The organism is Rahnella bruchi, from assembly GCF_003614975.1.
GTDB lineage: Bacteria > Pseudomonadota > Gammaproteobacteria > Enterobacterales > Enterobacteriaceae > Rahnella > Rahnella bruchi.
In genome coordinates, this window is sequence record NZ_QZWI01000002.1 from 240,875 (window position 1) to 263,019 (window position 22,145).

Consider the following 22,145-nt stretch of genomic DNA (forward strand, 5'->3'; position numbering starts at 1 on the left):
CCTGTTTCTATTTTCACCGACTCCAACTTTTTGTTAAGAGTGAGAATTTTATTATGAACCGCATGGATCGTATCGTTGCATCTTCGTCATCATCACGCGCTGGCTCGCTGCTAAGCACGCACCGGGTGCTGCGTAATACTTATTTCCTGCTTGCGCTGACTTTGGGCGTTTCCGCGATCACTGCGACGGCAAGTACGGTTCTGAGATTGCCGTCTCCGGGCTTTCTGCTGACGATCGTCGGGTTTTATGGCCTGATGTTCCTGACCTACCGCACGGCGAACAGTCCGGCGGGTATTTTGTCTGCTTTCGCGCTGACCGGTTTTATGGGTTATACGCTCGGGCCGTTGCTGAGTTCACTCCTTTCTGTCGGCGCCGGTGACATCATTATGCTGGCGCTGGGCGGTACCGCGCTGGTGTTCTTCTGCTGTTCAGCCTACGTGCTGACCACGCGCAAAGACATGTCGTTCCTGTCCGGCATGATGATGGCAGGTTTTGTGGTGTTGCTGGTCGCGGTGATCGCTAACCTTTTCCTGCAAATTCCGGCGCTGTCACTGGCCATCAGTTGCCTGTTTATTTTGTTCTCTGCGGGCGCGATTTTGTGGGAAACCAGCAACATTATCCATGGCGGCGAAACCAACTATATTCGTGCGACCGTGAGCCTGTATGTCTCGCTGTACAACATCTTTGTCAGCCTGCTGAGCATTCTGGGTCTGTCATCACGTACCTGATAATACGTGAAATGAATTGCAGCCCCGCCATCGTGCGGGGCTTTTTATTTTGTCTGACCGCTGTTTTTGTTAAACTGATCCCCGCATTTTTACGGGTTTGAGGTTGTATGCTGGAGTTTGAAGGACAGATTATTGAAACCGACGCTCAGGGTTACCTGAAAAACAGTCAGGAGTGGCGGGAAGGTATGGCGCCCCTGCTGGCAGAAGAAGAAGGTATTGATCTCACCGACGCCCACTGGGAAGTCGTACGCTTTGTGCGCGAGTTTTATCTCGAATTTAATACGTCGCCTGCCGTGCGCATGCTGGTAAAAGCGATGGCGCAAAAATATGGCGAAGAGAAAGGCAACAGCCGCTATCTGTTCCGGCTGTTCCCGAAAGGCCCGGCCAAACAGGCAACCAAAATTGCCGGTCTGCCAAAGCCGGTGAAGTGTTTGTAAACACCTTCAGTATTTGATTTTAAAATCGCTGTAGTGGCCGGGTGCGGTCGGCTCACTGAGCACGCGATCCACCCGTGCATGCTTTGGCCCGCCCTGTTTTAACCAGGCCAGAAGCTGATCGACTTTCTCCTGTTCCCCGCACGCCACGACTTCAACGCTGCCATCCTCGAGATTTCTCGCGTAACCGGTCAAACCTAAACCGGTTGCCTGATGTTGGGTCGCAAAACGAAAACCCACGCCCTGCACCATGCCGTACACATAGGCGGCTATACTGACTGTTGCCATAATTTTCTCTCCGTTAGCGGTATGGTTCGTTGCAATTTCACCTGCATGACCGGACAATGTCGCTCTTTTTTGTCTCCGAACCGACAGAACCTAATTTTATGACTGCACGTTTAATTCTGGCCAAAGGCCGTGAAAAATCTCTTCTCCGCCGCCACCCGTGGGTATTTTCCGGCGCGGTACACCGTGTCGAAGGTAAAGCCAATTCCGGCGAGACTATAGATATTGTAGACAGTCAGGGAAAATGGCTGGCACGCGGTGCTTATTCACCGTCTTCTCAGATCCGTGCGCGTGTCTGGACGTTTAAGCAAGATGAAGACATCGACATCGAATTCTTCATCCGCCGTCTGCAACAGGCACAAAACTGGCGTGATTATATCTCTAAGCGCGACGGGCTTGATGGTTACCGCCTGATTGCCGGTGAATCTGACTGTCTGCCGGGTATCACCATCGACCGTTTCCAGAATTTCCTGGTGCTGCAGTTGCTTTCTGCCGGTGCCGAATATCAGCGAGCGCCGCTGATTGCTGCGCTGCAACATTGCTATCCGGAATGCGCAATCTGGGACCGTTCCGACGTTGCCGTGCGTAAAAAAGAAGGTCTGGAGCTGACTCAGGGACATGTGGTCGGCGATGAGCCGCCAGCCCTGCTGCCAATTCAGGAACACGGCATGAGCCTGCTGGTGGATATTAAAGAAGGCCATAAAACCGGTTTCTATCTCGACCAGCGTGACAGCCGCCTTGCCGCACGCAATTACGCCGCTGGCCGTAATGTATTGAACTGTTTCTCTTATACCGGCGCTTTCGCGGTGTCTGCACTGATGGGCGGTTGTACCAAAGTCACCAACGTGGATACCTCACAGGCGGCGCTTGACGTGGCACGTCAGAACGTTGAGCTGAATAAGCTGGATCTGTCTAAAACCGAGTTCGTGCGTGAAGACGTGTTCCAGCTGCTGCGCAAATACCGCACTGAAGGCAAGCAGTTCGACATGATTGTGATGGATCCGCCGAAATTCGTTGAGAATAAAAATCAGCTGGCGAGCGCCTGTCGTGGCTACAAAGATATCAATATGCTGGCGCTGCAACTGCTGCGTCCGGGCGGGATCCTGCTGAGCTTCTCCTGTTCCGGCTTGCTGCCCACTGACTTGTTCCAGAAAATTCTGGCCGATGCCGCGCTTGATGCCGGTCGCGAAATTCAGTTCGTTGAGCAGTTCCGTCAGGCCGCCGACCATCCGGTGACCGGCGCTTATCCGGAAGGCCTGTATCTGAAAGGTTTCGCTTGTCTGGTGATGAACTGAAAATGGTCTGACTGAGTAAGCACGGCGTGCTGCGATGCGATACGCCGTCGAATTTTTAGCAGAAAGAGCGGTCATAACTTGAAATAGCGCGTTTTATCTCCATATAGAGATCAATGAATTATTTTGGGAGGTGACTATGATTGCCAGTAAATTCGGTATCGGCCAGCAGGTTCGCCACAGACTGTTAGGTTACTTAGGTGTGGTGATTGATGTCGATGCGGAGTATTCGCTCGAAAAGCCCGGTGTTGATGATGTCGCCGCTGACGATATCATGCGCACCGCTCCCTGGTATCACGTTGTGATGGAAGACGAAGAAGGCCAGCCGGTGCATACCTATCTGGCAGAGATTCAGATTGATCACGAAGCCGCGCGTTCTCATCCGGAACAAACGTCTCTGGATGACCTGGCCGAATCTATCCGCAGCCAGCTTCAGGCGCCGCGTCTGCGTAACTGAGTCAAATCCCGCAGGACGCCTTTAAACATTAAAAACCGGCTTCGATGGCCGGTTTTTTTATTACCTGATTTTGACGCAGATAGCTGTTTGGGATCCCGATTACTTTTCCATTCCCAAACGCGGAATTTCAATTTTCGGACAACGATCCATCACCACTTTTAATCCGGCCTCTTTCGCCAGCACGGCCGCCTGTTCATTGATTATGTCTAACTGGAGCCACAGCACTTTGGCTTTAATGGCAATCGCTTCCTGCGCCACACCATAAGCGGCATCGACATTACGAAATACATCGACCATATCCACCGGATGAGGAATTTCAGCCAGTGAACCATAAGCTTTTTGTCCCAGTAATTCCTTCCCAGCGAGCTTCGGACTGACCGGGATCACCTCATAGCCCTGAGAAAGTAAATACGCCATTACGCCGTAGCTCGGACGGCCCGGATTGTCACTGGCACCTACCAATGCGATGGTTTTCACTTCCTCAAGAATCTTGCGAATATCATTATCTTGCACGGGATTATCTCCTTTTACCTGTATTCGTTAAGTGTAACGCAGGCTGGCTATTCCGACAGCCTGTGGTTCAAAAAGGCGACATACCTCACCCGGATAGTGTTAATTAAAAACATTTTGTAAAACTTTGACACATTATCACCATTGCTGAATAATAGACGATGAGCAATTTGGTATCCGGGGAGAAGAAGAATGAAAGTCTGTCATGCGCTGGTCGCATTAGCGAGTCTCAGCCTGATGGCGTCAGCTTCGGCGACCTCACTTAAACTGTCCCCAGACGTTGACGTTCTGGTGATCGACGGTAAACAAATGTCTGGCGCAATTCTTAAAGGCGCGGACAGCCTCGAGCTCGACGGCGGTCAGCATCAGATCCTGTTTCAGGTCAGCAAGAATCTCCGTAGCGGCGTAACGCCGATGTATCACTCCCCTGCCCTTATCGTAACGTTCAATGCCAAAAGCAATCGCTCCGTTTCCTTCGTCCTGCCCAAACTGAGCAACGAAACCGAGGCGACACAATTTAACAAGCAGATGAACTATCAGCTGGTTGATGAACAGGGTCGGCAGATACCGACGCAGCGTGATGTTCTGAATATGTTTAATCCCGTGCACACCGCTGACGCTGAAAAATTGATGATGACGTACAATTTGTCCGGCGCACGTGCGGCAGTTCCTTCATTTGCAAAAGGGGCGACGGATAAAAAATCGGCACTTGCCCAGGGTACACCATCGCAAATTTCAATCGCTTATCTCCACCCGCTCTGGACTCGCCTGGCAGCAAACGCCAGCTTCGAACAATTTCTGCTCTGGTTTAAACTGCCCGGTGAACAAGAGCAGACCTCGTAATTTAATCTGCGTCACGCATTCTTTCTCTTAACGCCGAATTATTGCCCCCGCTCTATGCAGTAAAACGGAGTTTCAGTATTCTGTGATCCACTCTTACTTCGCGTTGAAGGGAATTTGATGGAATACACGACCCGTACGATCGCAAAACAAAAACATATTGCTTTGGTCGCGCATGACCACTGTAAAAATACCCTGATGAAATGGGTCGACAAAAATATCGCCGAACTCTCAAAACATACTCTCTACGCCACCGGTACCACCGGTAATCTGGTGCAGCGAAATACCGGCATCAATGTAAAAAGTATGCTGAGCGGCCCGATGGGTGGTGATCAGCAGGTGGGTGCGATGATTGCCGAAGGCAAAATCGATTTACTGATTTTCCTGTGGGATCCCCTGAATGCGGTTCCGCATGATCCTGATGTTAAAGCCCTGCTGCGTCTGGCAACCGTGTGGAATATTCCGGTGGCGACTAACGTGGCAACCGCGGATTTCCTGATCAACTCCCCGATGTTCCAGTCTGAAATCGAAATCGTTATTCCCGACTATCAACGCTATTTATGGTCGCGCCTGAAAGAGTGATTTAAAGACTCGCACTGTTAAATGTTAATTAGCAGAAAAGTAAAACCCGGCCATTGCCGGGTTTGTCATTTCAGGGTTTACGCTGCGCCGGAACGCCAATGTCTTCCAGCTGCTCCACAAATACCGACGGACGCTCTTTATCCTGCATCAGCCAGACCTGATGCTTTGCCCGCGTCATGGCCACATACAGTAAACGCCGTTCCTCAGCATCCATAAAGTCCTCCGGTTCCGGAAGCAGAACTTCTTCCAGCAGGGACTCCCGCGCTGCAGCAGGGAAACCATCATTCCCTTCATGCAGACCGACGATAATCACGTATTCCGCCTGCTGCCCTTTGCTGGCATGAATGGTCATGAATTCGAGATTGAGTTTTGGCCAACGCGTTGCGGCTTTTTCCAGAATTTGCGGTCTCAGATGGTGATAACGCGCCAGTACCAAAATTCGCTCGTCAGAAGTGACATATCCGCTGAGCTTATCCAGCAGTTTTTCCATCTGATCCTCAGGCAGGATCACCACGTTCTTCTTATTGCCTTTGGTCAGACTGTTCAGCGGTTTTTTTAGCTGATAAGGGTTTTGCTGGACAAACTTATTGGCAATCTCACCGATGCGATCGTTGAACCGGTAAGTAGTATCCAGCTCGCATTGCGCCCCTTCGCCAAAGTTTGTGGCAAAAGCGGTGGTCAGCGAAAGTTCCGCCCCGCTGAATCGGTAAATCGCCTGCCAGTCATCCCCTACAGCGAATAAACTGGTGTGCTTATTAAGCTTACGTAACGCCGAGAGCAGAAGCGCGCGCTGTGGCGAGATATCCTGAAATTCATCAACCAGAATGTGTTTCCACGGACTGACGAAACGGCCTTTTTCCAGAATATTGACCGCCTGATGAATAAGCCCCGAAAAATCCACTGCGCCTTCATCTTTGAGCGCGATTTTCCAGGCTTTCAATAGCGGTGCCATCAGACGAATGCGTTTCGTGAACAGATCTTTGACTTCTTCAGGCGCACTTTCAATCATTTCTGCCTGACTGCCACCGTGCATGCGCATCAGGCTGAGCCAGCGCTCAAGACGGCTGCCCAGCCGTTCAGCCAGCGATTTGTTTTTCCAGTAATCACCGTCAGGCACCGTCCATTCCAGCTCGTCGGTCATCCATTGCCGCCAACCGCTGGCCTGTACTTTTTTCTCCGCACACTGTTGCTGCCAGGTTTTGATCAGCAGACTGCGGCGCGCTTTTGCATCCGTTTCGAGTTTGCTTATCTTCGGCGCTTTCTTGCTGCCTTCCTGAATGATTTGAAGCGCCAGCGCATGGAAAGTTTTAGCTTTAATTCCGTCAGTATGCAGCCGTTCTTTGATGCGGGTATTCATTTCATCCGCAGCCTGGCGCCCGAATGCCAGCAAAAGAATTTGCTCAGGAAGCGCCTCCTGACGGCGTAACAACCAGCCTGCACGTGCCACCAGTACGGATGTTTTACCGCTACCGGCACCCGCCAGAACCAGAACGGAATCTTCACCGTTGACCACGGCGCGACACTGACTCTCGTTAAGTGGCGAGACTTCGACGGTATCGAAAAAATCGCGATTGTCTGCGATCACCCGTTCGGTCCAGGTAAGATTACGCTGCGTCACGCTGCGCTTGCCCTGCTCCAGCCAGCGAAGGCAGGTCTGGTAATCGTCACGGCAATTGTCAAAATCATTGAGGCGTTCTACAGGCACCGGAACCGCTGAAAAGGCTTCCTGAATATCTTTTTGTACATCCGCTAAATCAACCCGTTTGAACCATTTATCCTGCTGCTCAATCTGAGTGATCTTCTCGATTTGTCCATGCAATACACCGGCGCTGACCCCGCTCATCTCCTGACTCCAGGTCTGCCAGATATTGAGGAGGTAGTGATAAAACCGCTGAGTTTCCTGCCATTCGGTGCCGTGAAGCCGCACAACTTTCTGTTCCGGCAACTCAAACTCAAGCTCGCCCCAGACGATGCCGCGCTTACAGCGGATCTGGATAAGCTGATTAAAAGGGATCAGGTAGTGATGTTTATCGCCACTGACTTCCACGCCCGCATTAAGCAGACGCACCCGGTTATAAGGATGCTGCGCCAGATGTTTCCCGAATGAGGTCGATTTCAATTCCATATCATCACACCGTGTTTTCTCTAAATTCCTGACGGAAAGGTAATGTTTATTATTTTACATGCAAGTGTATTTCAGAGTTTACCTTTGATAAGCGCAGGCGATCCACGTTACAAAACAGAGTAGAATAAGAGGTATGTTTCATTTAGGGAAACATGAAATCTTTTAACTTTTAATACCTTCGGGAAGATCAGACATGCGCACAGTTCTTAATATTCTCAACTTTGTTTTAGGTGGTTTCTTTACCACTCTCGCCTGGCTGTTTGCCACGCTGGTGAGCATCGTACTGATTTTCACCCTGCCCCTGACCCGCTCCTGCTGGGAAATCACCCGTCTGTCTTTGATGCCGTTTGGCAACGAAGCCGTTCATGTTGATGAATTGTATCCTGAAAAACGCAATGCGTTGATGTCCGGTGGTGGTACTCTGTTGAATATATTCTGGTTTATTTTCTTCGGCTGGTGGTTATGCTTGTCCCACATCATGGCGGGTATCGCTCAATGTATCAGTATTATCGGTATTCCGGTGGGCATCGCGAATTTTAAAATCGCGGTGATTGCACTCTGGCCGGTAGGACGTCGCGTAGTTTCTGTTGAACTCGCCAAACAAGTTCGTGAAGCTAATGCCAGCCGTCTGATGAAAGATGGTCGTATTCGCTGATTTTCATCATTTTTGATTTTTACGTGGGGTTTTTTAGTGCTTTCGATTGCACCGGGTTTAAGGCGCTATGCCTATAACAGCAATGTTCTTTATCACATCAGAATTTTCATTGCTCTGGCAGGCGCGGCCGCCTTTCCATGGTGGCTGGGTCAGATTACGCTGACTATTCCCCTTACGCTCGGTGTCGTCGCCGCTGCACTGGCTGATCTTGACGACCGTCTGGCGGGCAGGCTGCGCAACCTACTGATCACCCTGGTGTGTTTTTTCATCGCATCTGCGTCAATCGAACTGCTTTTCCCCTATCCATGGCTGTTTGCCCCCGGACTGATGCTGTCTACCTGCGGATTTATTCTGCTCGGCGCACTAGGCCAGCGTTATGCCACCATTGCTTTCGGCGCGTTGCTGATTGCCATCTATACCATGCTGGGTACCAGCATGTATCACATCTGGTATCAGCAACCGCTGATCCTGCTGGCCGGTGCCATCTGGTACAACCTGCTGACGCTGGCCGGGCATATTATCTTTCCCATCCGGCCATTGCAGGATCAGATTTCACGCTGCTTTACGCAACTCGCGGCTTATCTCGAAGCCAAAGCGACGCTGTTCGACCCCGATCAGGAAGACAATAATCAGCAACTGGTTGAGCTGGCGATGGCCAACGGACAGCTGGTTTCTACGCTCAATCAGACTAAAAATACGCTGCAAACTCGTCTGAAAGGCGACCGGGGACAGAAAGGAACGCGCCGGACGTTGCATTATTATTTCGTGGTGCAGGATATTCATGAGCGCGCCAGTTCATCGCATGTGAAGTACCTTAAGCTGAGTGAACAATTCCATCACAGCGATATCTTGTTTCGTTTCCAGCGTTTAATGAGTATGCAGGCACGCGCCTGTTCGCAATTGTCACAATGCATCCTGTATCGTCAGAAATATCAACATAACAGCCAGTTTGAGCGCGCATTCGCCAGGCTCGACGAGGCGCTGAAACGTCTGGAGTCGCAGGGCGAGCATCGGGAAATGTTGCAGGCATTGCGCCATCTTTTACGCAATCTGCACGCCATTGATGCACAACTGGCCAATATTGAATCCGAGCAATCTCTGCCTGAAAATAATGAGACAGGCAAAAACACCTTCGCCGAAGACCGCCTTACCGGGCTCGATGATATCTGGTTGCGTATATCTCGCCATTTCACGCCACAATCGGTGTTGTTTCGCCACGCGGTGCGAATGTCTGTTGTGCTGTTTGTCGGCTACGTATTTCTTCAGGTCAGCGGTTTGAACCACGGCTACTGGATTTTGCTCACCAGTTTATTTGTCTGTCAGCCTAACTACAGCGCCACACGACGCCGTCTGGCCCTGAGGATCATCGGCACCCTTGCCGGTATTGCACTGGGTATTCCAATACTGTATTTCGTTCCTTCTATTGACGGACAAATGATCCTGATCGTTATCAGCGGGTTATTGTTCTTTGCCTTTCGCACGGTGCAATACGCGCAGGCCACGATGTTCATCACCCTCCTGGTGCTGTTGTGCTTTAACTTACTGGGCGAAGGTTTTGAAATCGCTATTCCCCGTATCATCGATACGCTGATTGGCTGTGGTATTGCCTGGGCGGCGGTGACCTTTATCTGGCCGGACTGGAAATTCAGGCAAATCGACCGCGTCGTCAGCAAAACCTTCGATGCGAACTGCCGTTACCTTGACGCAATTCTGGTGCAATACCATCAGGGGAAAGACAACAGTCTCGATTACCGTCTGGCGCGCCGTGATGCACATAACTGCGATGCGGAGCTGGCGTCCGTTGTCTCGAATATGAGTTCTGAGAAGAATAACGATACAGCGACACTGGATGCCGCCTTCCGACTGCTTTGCCTGAACCATACGATGTTGAGCTATATCTCTGCGCTGGGCGCACATCGTGAGAAAATTAACGATGCAGAAACTCTGAGTTTGCTGGATGACGCGGTCTGCTGCGTGGAAGGGGCACTGCACCATCTGCCCTCTGAAGCGGATCGCATTCAGCAGGCTCTTGAAAATCTGACTGCCCGTATTCAGATGAGAACCACGGATTCCGACAGTAAAGAACAACTGGTATTGCAGCAAATTGGATTACTGGTGGCTCATTTACCTGAACTCACCAGTCTTAATAGTAAAATTCTGCCCGTTCAGAGTTCCTGACTATCCACAGCCGTCAAACGCTGCGGCTTAGTGCATCGTCAGGGGATATTGATCTTGCTGATGGTTGAACCATTGAGTTAATAACTCTCTGGACGCCACCGGCAAGGCAGCTTCATGAAAACCCAAAATAGCCCCCTCCAGCGCCATCAGTAAGTTAATGCCCAAATTCTTTTTTTTTATTGCGCACAATTTCAGGTATGCCCTGCGTGCGCCCTGCATCCTAAGGTCACCTGAATTTTCAATCCCCACCTGCCACAGCATCCGCTCAAGTGCCAACGTGAGATTGGGCAAGTCTTTTAAACGCAGGGCTTCACTATTTTTCTTTGATTCAATTTCACGCCGCATGCCTTTTAGCGCCACTTTCGCCAGCCTCAGGAGTATCTGAGGATCACTCCATTGGTCATGACTGACTTTGAAATAACGTAAATGCACATCCATCCCCCGCTTGCGGTAAATCAGTCGCTCCATTTTTTTACGGCAAAAGTGAGCTTCATTGTCATCGTTCGCCCGCAGATATAACTCCCCGTCAGAGACCAGACCGAACATGGCGCTATCAGCAGATAAACTGAACCCGCCAAACTGCGTACGCGAGCGTATATTGCCCAAAGGGGCAAAAAGTTCCAGACATTCAAGCACTCTTTTTTTTGATTGATTTATCATTGCGTTATCCTTTTCACATTCATTCCTTACGACCAGTTTGAATTACCACAACTGCTAAAAGCAAAATACGCAATGTCGTGTGTGGCAACAAACATAAAATGCAGTTGCAGGGTATTGCCTTCAAAATTTGCGAGATGTCTTGGAAAAATTGGGTTGATCTTTGCTCATCGCCAGAGTACTGTACATCCATACAGTAACTCACTGGGGTACATCTCTATGCGAACTCAACACCTTGCAAATCATCATTTTAGTCAGCTTGCTTTGCCCGTTTCCCGTGCACAGGTAAATACGTCTGCATCCTTGAATAATGGTCTGATCACCGAGTTCGTCTATAGTGCGAGCCAGCCTGCTTTTGCCCAGTTACTGCTGCCCCTGCTGCAACATCTCGGCATGCAATCACGCTGGTTGTTGTGGCTGACACCTCAGCAAAAATTGAGTCGCCACTGGTTATCACAATCAGGTTTACCGGTGGATAAAATGGTTCAGGTTAATCAGATAACCGCGATGTCGACCGTCGATGCAATGGAGAAAGCATTACAGACCGGTAACTACAGTGTAGTGCTCGGATGGCTGCCAGATTTGAATGATGCAGAGAGGGAAAGATTGCAAATTGCTGCACGTCAGGGGGGAGCTTACGGCTTCATCATGAAGCCAACAAATGAACAGAATTCAGCTTGTGGACATCACTCAACAGTAAAAATTCACTCTTCCGTATACCATTAGTTCAAAATAGGAATGTTCCTACGAAAATAATGCGGAACTTAGTGATTTGTGCTGAGAAAGGTTCAGAACCCAGTAAAAATGGGCTTCCTGAATGTAGATTGCCTTCACAAATTGTCAGCAATTAGTCAAAGCCGTTAAGAAATGTGTACGTTTTTCCCTTTTTTTCCACGGTGTTAACACATCAAGCTTGTAAGTTTCGCGCCACGTTGTAGACTTTACAACGCCAAGGTTGCTCAATAATGCCAACGTAAAGTGGCAAGTTCTGAAATGAAGCAATAATCTTGGCGTAAGGATTTTAACCAAGGGCTTAAAAAGCATAAAGCTCAATTGCCTATTTGGATGATAACGAGGCGCAAAATGAAAAAGACAGCTATCGCATTAGCAGTGGCACTGGCAGGTTTCGCTACCGTAGCGCAAGCCGCCCCTAAAGATAACACCTGGTACACCGGTGCTAAATTGGGCTGGTCCCAATACCATGACACTGGTTTCGCAAATGCTTACAACGGTATCGGCAATGGCCCTACCCACGAAAGCCAACTGGGTGCAGGTGCGTTCTTGGGTTACCAAGCGAACCAATACCTGGGCTTTGAAATGGGATATGACTGGCTTGGCCGTATGCCTTACAAAGGCAGCGTAAACAATGGCGCGTTCAAAGCACAAGGCGTTCAGCTGGCTGCTAAATTGAGCTACCCACTGACTGACGATCTGGACATCTACACCCGTCTGGGTGGTATGGTCTGGCGTGCAGATGCCAATGGTAACTTCAACAACGGTGCTAACGGCCGCGTAAGCGATCACGACACCGGCGTTTCTCCACTGGCAGCAGTTGGTTTTGAATACGCAGTGACCAAAAACTGGGCTACCCGTCTGGATTACCAGTGGGTTAACAACATTGGTGACGCTGCTACCGTTGGTGCACGTCCTGATAACGCAATGCTGTCTGTAGGTGTTTCTTACCGTTTCGGTCAAGATGAAGCAGCTGCACCAGTTGTTGCTCCAGCACCAGCTCCGGCTCCAGTTGTAGAGACTAAGAAATTCACTCTGAAATCTGATGTCCTCTTCAACTTCAACAAAGCGACTCTGAAACCAGAAGGCCAACAGGCTCTGGATCAGCTGTACAGCCAGTTGAGCTCAATCGATCCTAAAGACGGTTCTGTTATCGTTCTGGGTTACACCGACCGTATCGGTTCAGAACAATACAACCAGAAACTGTCTGAGCAACGTGCTCAGAGCGTAGTAGATTACCTGGTATCTAAAGGTATCCCTGCTAACAAAATCTCTGCACAAGGCCAGGGTAAATCTAACCCAGTTACTGGTTCTACCTGTGACTCCGTTAAAGGCCGCGCTGCTCTGATCGACTGCCTGGCACCAGACCGTCGTGTAGAAATCGAAGTTAAAGGCTACAAAGATACTGTTACTCAGCCACAGGCTTAATAACACTCTTTAGCTTTTGCTACAGATATCAAAAACCCCGCCTCGGCGGGGTTTTTTTATGTCTTCTTTAATACCTGCTAAAAGGGAAATCTGAGCATAAACAAAGGAAGGAGAAGAGAGACTCAGCTCTCTTTTTTACCGAGGATTTGTTCCAGATCTTCTTTGAGTGAAGACATCTGATTTGCGTATTTCTCTTTACGTTCTGCGTCTTCAAGCAACTGAATGATCGTGTCAGACAGCGTTGCTTCGCGCCTTTGTGCCAGCCCGGCCAGACGCTGCCAGACAAGAAATTCCAAATCGATCGACTTCTTACGCGTATGTTGATGTTCAGCGTTGAAGTGACGCTTACGTCGGGCACGGATCGTTTGTTTCAACCGATTTTCCAGCGACGGATTCATATTATTAACAATCCAATCCGCCACTTTCACCGGCTCGTTTTCCAGCCTGAGAAGTTGATTCACAGATTCTTCAGCAGCGCTGTTTTCCAAATGGCGAGTGATCCGCTCACCTTCCCGGTGTTTTTTCACCAGATACTTCCATTTCCAACCGCTTTCGAGATTTTCCAGTTGCTGATATTTCATCGTGAACTCTTCGGTGACCACGTAACTTTACTAAGCATAACAGCTTTAATTCAATTTTCACCCCAAATAAACCGGCTTATTTCGCCTGTTTTTTAAGCACCCGTTCAGCAATGTGCGCTAAGACCAATTGTGCTACGACTCTGATTGTATGCAGCCGGATATATTCTTGTATAATCGCTCTTTCCCTTTTTATAGAAAACAGCTAACACATTGACCAATAACCGACTTGACTGGCAGCTTTTACTGCCCGATACCGCGCCTTACGAGGCAATTTTTGCAACGGCTGCCCAGTTAGCCCCTGTCGATTTCGCAGGCACTCAGCCCCGGCTGGAAAATGGTTTAACGCTGTTTTGTCATCCCCGTTCCCGTCCGCGTTTTATGACGCTTAAGGCGCAGGAAAATCGCGAGTACTTGTCACGTATTACTGACGTGGTCAGCAGCCTGCTGCCGGAACAAACCGAAGTGATCGGCAACCGCTACCATATTGATGGTAATAAGGTGACGCTGCTGGCAGCCAAAACTGCCGAAGATACTTTCGCGGCAAGCTTTACCTGCCAGTACCGCGAATGGATTGAGCCAGAACAGTTGTTTGGCTGTGTTCGCCTGTACAAAGATCAGATTCAGCTCGAGCCGGGTCTGGTGCATCAGGTCAATGGCGGCGTGTTAGTGCTGTCAATCCGCACACTCATCGCTCAGCCACTGATGTGGTTGCGCCTCAAGCAGATGATCACTGAAGGCCAGTATCACTGGGTTTCCCCCGATGAAACAAAACCTTTACCGGTTACTGTGCCTCCCATGCCGCTTGACCTGCGTCTGATCCTGGTGGGTGACCGCCTTTCGCTGGGTGACCTCAGCGATATGGAACCTGAACTGATGGATTCTGCTATTTATGGCGAATTCGAAGCAGATCTGCCGCTGACCGAAGAAAGCGACATGGAAACCTGGTGTGGTTACGTGAACACGCTGGCTGATGAGCTTGAGATCCCACGTCTTGCTGCCGATGCCTGGCCAGAGTTTTTGAAAATAGCCATCCGCCACAGCACCGATCAGGGAAGCCTGACTCTCGATCCTGTCTGGTTAAATGCCCAACTTAGCGAAGCCGCACTCTACAACGAAGATGAGTTGCTCAGTGCCAAATCTCTTGAAGCGGCCGCTAATGCACGCGCCTGGCGCGAAAGCTACCTGCAGGAACGTATGCAGGACGAAATTGAGCTGGGGCAAATCCGTATTGAAACCGAAGGTGAAGTGGTCGGGCAGATTAACGGCCTTTCGGTTCTGGAATACCCAGGTCATCCACGCGCTTTAGGTGAACCTTCGCGTATTAGTTGTGTCGTACACACCGGCGACGGTGAATTTACCGACGTTGAACGCAAAGCAGAATTAGGTGGCAATCTGCATGCCAAAGGCATGATGATTATGCAGGCCTTTTTGATTTCCGAGTTAGAACTCGACCAGCCTCTGCCCTTCTCCGCCTCGATTGTGTTTGAGCAGTCTTACGGAGAAGTGGACGGCGACAGCGCATCCCTCGCTGAACTCTGCGCACTGATCAGTGCGTTGTCGATGCAGCCGATTAACCAGCAAATTGCGGTCACCGGCTCTGTCGATCAGTTTGGGAATGTGCAACCTATTGGTGGCGTGAACGAGAAAATCGAAGGTTTCTTCGAAGTTTGTCAGCGTCGCGGTTTGACCGGTAAGCAAGGGGTCATTCTGCCAACCAGCAACGTGCGTAATCTTTGCCTGCATCCGCAGGTTCTGGACGCCGTTCGCGAAGGCCAGTTTCACTTATGGGCAGTTGATAACGCAGCCGAAGCGCTGCCTATCCTGACCGGACTGATTTACACAAACGAAGAAGAAGCTGAAGAAGAGCGTCCGAGCCTGCTGGGATTGATTCAGCAGCGTATAGCACTGGTCACATCGCAAGGTGGCCCGCGTTATCCGTGGCCTCTTCGCTGGCTGAACTGGTTCAGCCGCAGCTGATCGGAGTTGTTCAGCTTACAGCTGTAAGCTAAGCTTCGCCCTTCATTAAAATAAGGCTTACATAGAACATGGTAGATAAACGCGATTCCTATACGAAAGAAGACCTCGTAGCTTCTGGCCGCAGTGAACTGTTCGGCGCTGGCGGCCCTCCATTACCATCAGGCAATATGCTGATGATGGATCGCATCGTTAAGATGCAAGAAGATGGCGGCACCCATGGCAAAGGTTATGTTGAAGCTGAGTTAGATATCAATCCTGACCTATGGTTCTTTGGCTGTCACTTTATCGGTGATCCGGTGATGCCAGGCTGTCTGGGTCTGGACGCAATGTGGCAGTTAGTCGGTTTCTATCTTGGCTGGCTCGGTGGCGAAGGCAAAGGCCGCGCGCTGGGTGTGGGTGAAGTTAAATTCACCGGTCAGGTTCTTCCAACCGCAAAAGTGGTTACCTACCGCCTGAATTTCAAACGTGTTATCAACCGTAAACTGATCATGGGCGTGGCCGATGGTGAAGTGCTGGTTGATGGTGTGGTGATTTATACCGCAACTGACCTGAAAGTCGGTTTGTTCAAAGACGCGGCTGCTTTCTAAGAAAGCGGATTGCTGAGTCTGATAAAACGGTGAGTCTGATGGCTCGCCGTTTTTTATGCGCAGTATTCAGCGCACATGACAGTTTTTGACGAAGCGTGACACTTTTTAGCGCTGTATGATGACAGTTGCTACAAACAAAAACCTCCGCGCGCAGCGGAGGTTGTTCCTTATTCTGACAGGGGAGCCGCTTAAGCGGTTACAGCCCTGTCCTCCATGGCTTGTCGCCAACCCCCGAGCCAGTGTGATCGGGCATCTAACGATTGGTACGGACAAATCTCTTTAGAGCGTCCGCCAATACCTGCTTGATATCCACGTGATTGTGCCCGTTCCAGGCGATCGCGTTTTTGTCTCTTCATGCCTTATATCCCTCATTATTCAGGTCAGGTGGAAAGAAAACAGTGGCCCGCTTCTGCGTCCACACCTAACAAATAGCTGCAATTGGCAGAGAGGTCAATGCGCAAAATTCACGCCAATGTCATATTTGTGAGTTATATTATTCGATTGCGCGCAAGATAATCGTGCCGATAAAAACCTCATCTGGCTGATCGCCATAAAAAAATCCCGGGGTCTGAAAACTAAGAAACCGGGATTTTTTATGTTTTACTTAAAAAATATTAAGCTTAAAAAAACATCATCTGATTTGTGAAGCTATCTGGCCCGCCTCTTGCTGCCATCCGGTAGCCAGCGTTTTAACCAGCGCATCGTAACCATCTTCGTTCTGTTTCAGGTTCAGCGTGAAATCACGCTGAAGCATCTGTCCGCTGCGGCTCAGTGTCCAGCTTCCGCTGATAACCACCGAGCCATCGTAGCGACCGTGGAATCCGGTCACATTGACGTTCAGCACGTCCTGGTCGTCTGCATTGACTGCCTGTGTGGAAACCAGAGTCCCCGGCAAATCGCGGCGCAGGTAAGTTACCAGCGATTGCTGAAGTTGTTGATCCAGCGGACTGGCCCAGAGATTATTCTGGGTCAGCGTGTACTGCACATCGTTGGTCTGATAAACCAGTCCGTTACCTGACAGATAATCCGCCACACTGACCCTTTCAACCCACAGATGGTGCTGCGATGTCATGCCAGATGACATCGCGCTGCCCGTTGCCGGAGCGCTGTTGAGCACCGGCAACTGGTAGTAGGTTTTTTGATCACTGCTGCTACAGGCAGTCAGGAATAATGCTAAGACGACAGGTATCCATTTCATCATTATTTGGCCTTCTTCGGCTGAGGATCATCTTGCCCTGGGGCGGCGAAAATCAGTGCATTACTTTTCTGGTTCAGCGTTTTCAGTACAGGTTGCAGTTCACGCAGGGTCTTATCCAGACTTTGCATGTCATTTACCATATGTCCGTAGGCCGGAGAACCTGGCTGGAAACCTTTCAGGCTGCGGTTAAGCTGAAGCAGAGTTTGCTGCATGTTCTGCGGCAGATCTTTCATTTCCTTGCTGGTAACGATCGCATTCAGGGAATCGATGGTTCTCTGCGTCGCTTTCATGGTCTTCTGACTTTCCGCCAGCGTGCTGGTGGCTTCACGCATCATCGGTTCGATCGGGAGGTTATTGATCTTATCGAGCGTGGTCATCAGTTTCTGTTGGATCTGCGCAAAACCGCCACTTACCGTAGGCAACAGTTTATGACCGGCAATTTCAAGAGGACCTTTCCACGGTTTCTCGTTTGGATAGAAGTCCAGATCGATATACATCGCACCCGTTAACAGATTGGCGGATTTCATCGAGGCCCTCAGGCCATGAGCGATACCGTCACGGATATGATCTTCGATATTGAAATTACTGCCCAGCAGTTGAGCAAAGCGATCAGGCTCTATGCGGATCAGCACCGGAATGCGGTAATCATCAGAAATCTGCTGCTTGAGGACGTTCAGCGGATAAGGCACTTCAGCAACGGTACCCAGACGAATGCCGCGGAATTCAACCGGCGCGCCAGGTTGTAGCCCGCGAACAGAATCCGAGAAGAACATCACGTAATCCATATGACGGGTATACAGCGATTCCTGAATACTTTTCTGATCGTCGAAAAGCCTGTAATCGTCGCCGTTTTTAGCAGCATCGCCTTGCGTCCAGCCATTAGGAATATCGAAGCTGACGCCACCGCTGAATAACGTGGTCAGTGAGCCCATTTCCACACGCATACCGGCGGCCGACATATCGAAATTCACACCGCTGTCTTTCCAGAAGCGCACATTATCAGTGACCAGAGTGTCGTAAGGTGCACGGATAAAGAGCTGATATTTGATATTACGGGCTTTTGGATCAAAGTGGCTGGTTTCCACCGTACCGACCTGGAAGCCGCGGAACAGCACCGGATCGCCTGGGCTTAGCTGGCCAGAACGCTCACTTTCGAGGATCACGCGGATCCCTTTCGCATCAGGCGATGCCAGTGGTGGCGAATCGTCCAATGTGTATTGTTCTTTTTCTTCGCCTTTGTTACCCGGCTGCAACTGAATATACGCCCCGGATAATAATGTGCTCAGGCCGGACACTCCTTCGCGACCGATTTGAGGTTTCACGACCCAGAATACGGAATCACCACGCAGCATTTTTTCCATGCCGGTGTTCAGACGGGCTTTGATGATAACCTGCTGCAAATTTTCACTGAGCGTAACAGATTCGACCTTACCGACATCAACGTTACGGCTTTTAATAGTGGTCTTCCCACCCTCAATACCTTCAGCCGTGGTGGTGATTAATGTCACTTCCGGACCCTGATGGCTGTAGTGGTAGAACAGTATCCATGCGCCGATCAATGCCGTGACAATCGGCACAATCCACACTGGCGACCAGCGTTTAATTTTTTCTACTTTGGCAGTTCCGTCTTGCTCTGCCATATTATTTCCCGCCATCTTGTGGCTCCTTTGCAGACTTCATTACAGCGCGATCCCAAATGAGCCTTGGGTCAAACGTCATTGCAGCGAACATTGTGAGAATGACAACACTGGCAAAAAGCAGCGCGCCAATGTCCGGATAAATACTCATCAGTTGCCCCATCCTTACCAGAGCCGAAAGCACCGCAATCACGAAAACGTCAATCATTGACCAGCGGCCAACGAATTCCACCACTTCGTAAATTACGTGCAATCTTTCCCTGTCGATTTGCTTATTACTGTTTGCATCCCAGCAAAGCCAGCCAATCGCAATCATTTTCAGCGTCGGCACCATGATACTGGCTATCAGAATCACCATGGCAACGGGATAAGAACCTTCACTCCAAAGCAACACAACGCCAGCCATGATGGTGGATGGCATCGGCGAACCCAACACCTGAGTTATCATGATTGGCATCAGATTCGCGGGGATATACAAGAATATAGACGTAATGAGCAGTGCCATCGTCCATTGCAAACTGTTTTTGCGGCGTGCATAGCCGGAAGTCTCACAACGCCCGCACGTTTTCTGATCGACTGGCAAAATCGCCATACAGCAATGGCAGGAACGTAACCCCTGCGACAAGCCACTCTCACCGACACGGAGCGGTCTTTCCAGTTTCGGCGCGGGGGCAACCTGCTGCCAGATCCAGTAGCGGTCAGTACATTGAAAAGCCCTGAGCTGTAAAATACAAAACAGCACAAAAGGATAGAAACTGGTGCCAACGCCAACATCACCATATGCCATCAGCTTGACGAAACTGACCAGCACACCCGCCAGGAAAATCTCGACCATGCACCAGGCTTTCAGGCGAAAATACGTACGGGCGATACTGATTTGCCAGTGACTGGGCATTGATGTGCCCTGACATAGAATGATGATGGACAGCATGCAGATTGCAGGCATCAGCTGAACCAGAATCATAAATAGTGACGCCATACTGGCGTAATCGTCAGAGACTAAAACCTGGGGAATTTGAATCAGCGTGACTTCACTGCCGAGACCGGCAACTTTCATGTTCACGAAAGGGAAAAGATTAGACAACAGCAACATGAATAATGCGCTGACAGCATAGGCAATAGGTCGGCGACGCGGCTCTTTCCAACGCGACGTCAATGTCGTGTGGCAGCGCGGGCATTTTGCTTTTTGCCCGACAGCAATCTCAGGGATTGCCACCAGCAAATCGCATTGGGGACATAAAATGTGCGGATCGTGGACATGAGAACACACAAGCCAACTCCTCAATTGCGGAACGTGCAATAGCATGTGCCGCAGGAACAATCCTTCATTCCGCGGCACATGACGGGGCAGTGTTAGCCGTTTTTCTGCGCTTCCAGCGCTTCCCAACGTTCAAACGCCTGCTCTAACTCCTGCTCTGCAGCAGCAAGAGCGGTGATAACCTGCTGAGTTTCTTCATGAGGAAGTGTGAAGAAATTCGCATCACTCATTTGCTTTTGCAAAGCTTCAATTTTTTCTTCCAGTGAGCTGATTTGCGCAGGCAATTGTTCCAGCTCACGTTGTTGATTATAGCTGAGCTTATTCGCTGTGCGTTTGGCCGGTTCTGCTTTTGGTTGTGCAGCCGGTTTATCTTCCACGACCGCAGTCTGGCGGATTGGCCGCTGATTACGGCGCTGATGCTGCGCATCATGGTAACCGCCCACATAGCTGTTGATTACGCCGTTGCCTTCGTAAATCCAGCATTCAGTAGCTGAATTATCAACAAATTCACGGTCATGGCTCACCAACATCACGGTACCCTGATAGCTGTCGATCATCTCTTCCAGCAGCTCAAGCGTTTCCACATCCAGGTCGTTGGTTGGTTCATCGAGGATCAGCAGGTTGCTTGGTCGCAGGAACAGTTTTGCCAGCAGCAGGCGGTTACGTTCCCCGCCAGACAGTGCTTTGACTGGTGTCATTGCACGTTTTGGATGGAACAGGAAGTCCTGCAGGTAGCCCAGCACGTGACGGGCACGGCCGTTAACCATCACTTCCTGTTTACCTTCTGCCAGGTTATCCATCACAGTACGTTCAGGATCCAGCTCGGCACGGTGCTGGTCGAAGTAAGCGACTTCCAGCTTGGTACCGCAGTGAACCCGACCACTGTCTGCCTGAATCTGACTTAACATCAGTTTCAGTAACGTCGTTTTGCCACAACCGTTCGGGCCAATCAGCGCAATTTTGTCGCCGCGCATAACCTGCGAGGAGAAATTGCTGACCAGTTGTTTACCCGCAATGCTGTAGTAGACGTCTTCCATTTCAAAGACAATCTTGCCGGAGCTTGAGGCTTCAACCACCTGCATTTTGGCAGTGCCCATCACTTCGCGGCGATCGGAACGTTCTTTACGCAAGGCTTTCAGGGCGCGTACGCGGCCTTCGTTACGGGTACGACGGGCTTTAATACCCTGACGGATCCACACTTCTTCCTGCGCCAGTTTTTTGTCGAACTCAGCATTTTGCAGTTCTTCAACGCGCAGCGCTTCTTCTTTCGCCAGCAGATACTCTTCGTAATTGCCCGGATAAGAAACCAGTTTGCCGCGGTCGAGGTCAACAATACGGGTGGCCATATTGCGGATGAAAGAACGGTCATGCGAAATGAAGATAATGCTGCCCTGGAACTCTTTCAGGAAATCTTCCAGCCACGCGATACTTTCGATATCCAGGTGGTTCGTCGGTTCATCAAGCAGCAGAATGTGCGGCGCGCTGACCAGCGCACGGCCCAGCGCGGCTTTACGCAACCAGCCACCGGACAGAGATTTCAGTTCGGTATCGGCATCCAGACCCAGCTTCAGCAGCACTTCGTTAATACGGCTGTCGAGTTGCCATAGACCCTGGTGATCAAGAATTTCCATCACCTGCGCCAGTTTGTTCATATTCTTTTCGCTCGGATCGGTTTCGACCAGATGCGAAATAGCGTGATACGCCTTCAGATGTTCTGCCTGCTCGAACACGCCTTCAGAAACGAAATCAAACACCGTGCCTTCAACATTACGCGGCGGATCTTGTTGCAGACGTGCCACAATCAAATCCTGCTCGTACACGATGCGACCGTCATCCAGCGGCACTTCGCGGTTCAGGATTTTCATCAGCGTCGATTTACCGGCGCCGTTACGGCCAACCAGACAGACGCGCTCATTCGGCTCGATGTGTAATTCGGTGTTATCCAACAGCGGCGAGTCACTGAATGACAGCCAGGCACCTGACATACTAATTAACGACATAAAC

At 50.3% G+C, this 22,145-nt stretch carries 22 protein-coding genes; 12 read left to right on the forward strand and 10 right to left on the reverse strand.

Annotated features, from left to right (window positions below; all coding sequences use genetic code 11):
• Positions 1-62: 62 nt before the first annotated feature.
• Both yccA and tusE read left to right on the forward strand, forming a co-directional pair.
• A complete protein-coding gene (yccA, locus tag D5398_RS06565; protein ID WP_120507006.1) occupies positions 63-728 on the forward strand; it encodes an FtsH protease modulator YccA in 666 nt (221 codons plus the stop codon).
• A 107-nt stretch (positions 729-835) separates the two neighbouring features.
• Positions 836-1,165 (forward strand): sulfurtransferase TusE, encoded by a 330-nt coding sequence (gene tusE, locus D5398_RS06570; RefSeq protein ID WP_120506884.1) that lies wholly within the window; start codon positions 836-838, stop codon positions 1,163-1,165.
• Positions 1,166-1,171: 6 nt separating this feature from the next.
• Here tusE and yccX read toward each other — a convergent pair whose 3' ends face one another.
• Positions 1,172-1,450 (reverse strand): acylphosphatase, encoded by a 279-nt coding sequence (yccX, locus tag D5398_RS06575; protein ID WP_120506885.1) that lies wholly within the window; start codon positions 1,448-1,450, stop codon positions 1,172-1,174.
• A 98-nt stretch (positions 1,451-1,548) separates the two neighbouring features.
• Between yccX and rlmI the strand changes: the two genes are divergently transcribed.
• On the forward strand, positions 1,549-2,742 hold the full coding sequence (gene rlmI / locus D5398_RS06580; protein WP_120506886.1) for a 23S rRNA (cytosine(1962)-C(5))-methyltransferase RlmI: 1,194 nt from the start codon (positions 1,549-1,551) through the stop codon (positions 2,740-2,742).
• 136 nt (positions 2,743-2,878) lie between these two features.
• Positions 2,879-3,196 carry a heat shock protein HspQ gene (gene hspQ, locus D5398_RS06585; protein WP_120506887.1) on the forward strand — a complete coding sequence of 106 codons (318 nt, stop codon included), beginning with the start codon at positions 2,879-2,881 and terminating at the stop codon, positions 3,194-3,196.
• A 99-nt stretch (positions 3,197-3,295) separates the two neighbouring features.
• On the opposite strand, the gene D5398_RS06590 is transcribed toward hspQ, so the two are convergent.
• Positions 3,296-3,709 (reverse strand): CoA-binding protein, encoded by a 414-nt coding sequence (locus D5398_RS06590; RefSeq protein ID WP_120506888.1) that lies wholly within the window; start codon positions 3,707-3,709, stop codon positions 3,296-3,298.
• A gap of 189 nt (positions 3,710-3,898) precedes the next feature.
• Between D5398_RS06590 and D5398_RS06595 the strand changes: the two genes are divergently transcribed.
• Positions 3,899-4,549 (forward strand): DUF2057 family protein, encoded by a 651-nt coding sequence (locus tag D5398_RS06595; protein ID WP_120506889.1) that lies wholly within the window; start codon positions 3,899-3,901, stop codon positions 4,547-4,549.
• Positions 4,550-4,666: 117 nt separating this feature from the next.
• Entirely contained in the window at positions 4,667-5,128 is a 462-nt protein-coding gene (locus tag D5398_RS06600; RefSeq protein ID WP_120506890.1) for a methylglyoxal synthase, read from the forward strand.
• A gap of 70 nt (positions 5,129-5,198) precedes the next feature.
• On the opposite strand, the gene helD is transcribed toward D5398_RS06600, so the two are convergent.
• Positions 5,199-7,253 (reverse strand): DNA helicase IV, encoded by a 2,055-nt coding sequence (gene helD, locus D5398_RS06605; RefSeq protein WP_120506891.1) that lies wholly within the window; start codon positions 7,251-7,253, stop codon positions 5,199-5,201.
• Positions 7,254-7,446: 193 nt separating this feature from the next.
• On the opposite strand from helD, the gene D5398_RS06610 reads away from it, so the two are divergent.
• Together D5398_RS06610 and yccS are read left to right on the forward strand one after the other, a co-directional pair.
• Positions 7,447-7,908 (forward strand): YccF domain-containing protein, encoded by a 462-nt coding sequence (locus D5398_RS06610; protein ID WP_120506892.1) that lies wholly within the window; start codon positions 7,447-7,449, stop codon positions 7,906-7,908.
• 36 nt (positions 7,909-7,944) lie between these two features.
• Positions 7,945-10,086, forward strand: coding sequence for a YccS family putative transporter (gene yccS, locus D5398_RS06615; protein WP_120506893.1), 2,142 nt, complete (start codon positions 7,945-7,947; stop codon positions 10,084-10,086).
• 27 nt (positions 10,087-10,113) lie between these two features.
• Here yccS and D5398_RS06620 read toward each other — a convergent pair whose 3' ends face one another.
• On the reverse strand, positions 10,114-10,746 hold the full coding sequence (locus tag D5398_RS06620; protein ID WP_120506894.1) for a TfoX/Sxy family DNA transformation protein: 633 nt from the start codon (positions 10,744-10,746) through the stop codon (positions 10,114-10,116).
• Between the two features lie 216 nt (positions 10,747-10,962).
• Here D5398_RS06620 and sulA point away from each other — a divergent pair, with 216 nt between their 5' ends.
• Both sulA and ompA read left to right on the forward strand, forming a co-directional pair.
• On the forward strand, positions 10,963-11,469 hold the full coding sequence (gene sulA, locus D5398_RS06625; protein WP_120506895.1) for an SOS-induced cell division inhibitor SulA: 507 nt from the start codon (positions 10,963-10,965) through the stop codon (positions 11,467-11,469).
• Between the two features lie 357 nt (positions 11,470-11,826).
• Complete coding sequence (gene ompA / locus D5398_RS06630; protein ID WP_120506896.1) at positions 11,827-12,903, forward strand: porin OmpA; 1,077 nt, start codon at positions 11,827-11,829, stop codon at positions 12,901-12,903.
• 122 nt (positions 12,904-13,025) lie between these two features.
• On the opposite strand, the gene matP is transcribed toward ompA, so the two are convergent.
• The gene (gene matP, locus D5398_RS06635; protein ID WP_120506897.1) at positions 13,026-13,484 is read right to left on the reverse strand and encodes a macrodomain Ter protein MatP; all 459 of its coding nucleotides are present in this window, start codon (positions 13,482-13,484) and stop codon (positions 13,026-13,028) included.
• Positions 13,485-13,694: 210 nt separating this feature from the next.
• Between matP and D5398_RS06640 the strand changes: the two genes are divergently transcribed.
• Positions 13,695-15,461: an AAA family ATPase gene (locus D5398_RS06640; protein ID WP_120506898.1), complete on the forward strand. Its 1,767-nt coding sequence runs from the start codon at positions 13,695-13,697 to the stop codon at positions 15,459-15,461.
• Positions 15,462-15,529: 68 nt separating this feature from the next.
• Positions 15,530-16,048: a bifunctional 3-hydroxydecanoyl-ACP dehydratase/trans-2-decenoyl-ACP isomerase gene (gene fabA, locus D5398_RS06645; RefSeq protein WP_120130840.1), complete on the forward strand. Its 519-nt coding sequence runs from the start codon at positions 15,530-15,532 to the stop codon at positions 16,046-16,048.
• Between the two features lie 188 nt (positions 16,049-16,236).
• Here fabA and rmf read toward each other — a convergent pair whose 3' ends face one another.
• From rmf to D5398_RS06675, 5 genes are all read right to left on the reverse strand, one after another.
• Positions 16,237-16,404, reverse strand: coding sequence for a ribosome modulation factor (gene rmf, locus D5398_RS06650; RefSeq protein WP_013574871.1), 168 nt, complete (start codon positions 16,402-16,404; stop codon positions 16,237-16,239).
• A gap of 275 nt (positions 16,405-16,679) precedes the next feature.
• A complete protein-coding gene (gene pqiC / locus D5398_RS06660; protein ID WP_120506899.1) occupies positions 16,680-17,249 on the reverse strand; it encodes a membrane integrity-associated transporter subunit PqiC in 570 nt (189 codons plus the stop codon).
• Positions 17,249-18,901, reverse strand: a complete 1,653-nt coding sequence (gene pqiB, locus D5398_RS06665) for an intermembrane transport protein PqiB (RefSeq protein ID WP_120506900.1) — start codon at positions 18,899-18,901, stop codon at positions 17,249-17,251. The genes pqiC and pqiB overlap by 1 nt, the downstream gene beginning before the upstream one ends.
• Positions 18,888-20,153 carry a membrane integrity-associated transporter subunit PqiA gene (gene pqiA / locus D5398_RS06670; RefSeq protein ID WP_120506901.1) on the reverse strand — a complete coding sequence of 422 codons (1,266 nt, stop codon included), beginning with the start codon at positions 20,151-20,153 and terminating at the stop codon, positions 18,888-18,890. The genes pqiB and pqiA overlap by 14 nt, the downstream gene beginning before the upstream one ends.
• A gap of 83 nt (positions 20,154-20,236) precedes the next feature.
• Positions 20,237-22,141: an ABC transporter ATP-binding protein gene (locus tag D5398_RS06675; RefSeq protein ID WP_120506902.1), complete on the reverse strand. Its 1,905-nt coding sequence runs from the start codon at positions 22,139-22,141 to the stop codon at positions 20,237-20,239.
• Between the last annotated feature and the right edge of the window lie 4 nt (positions 22,142-22,145).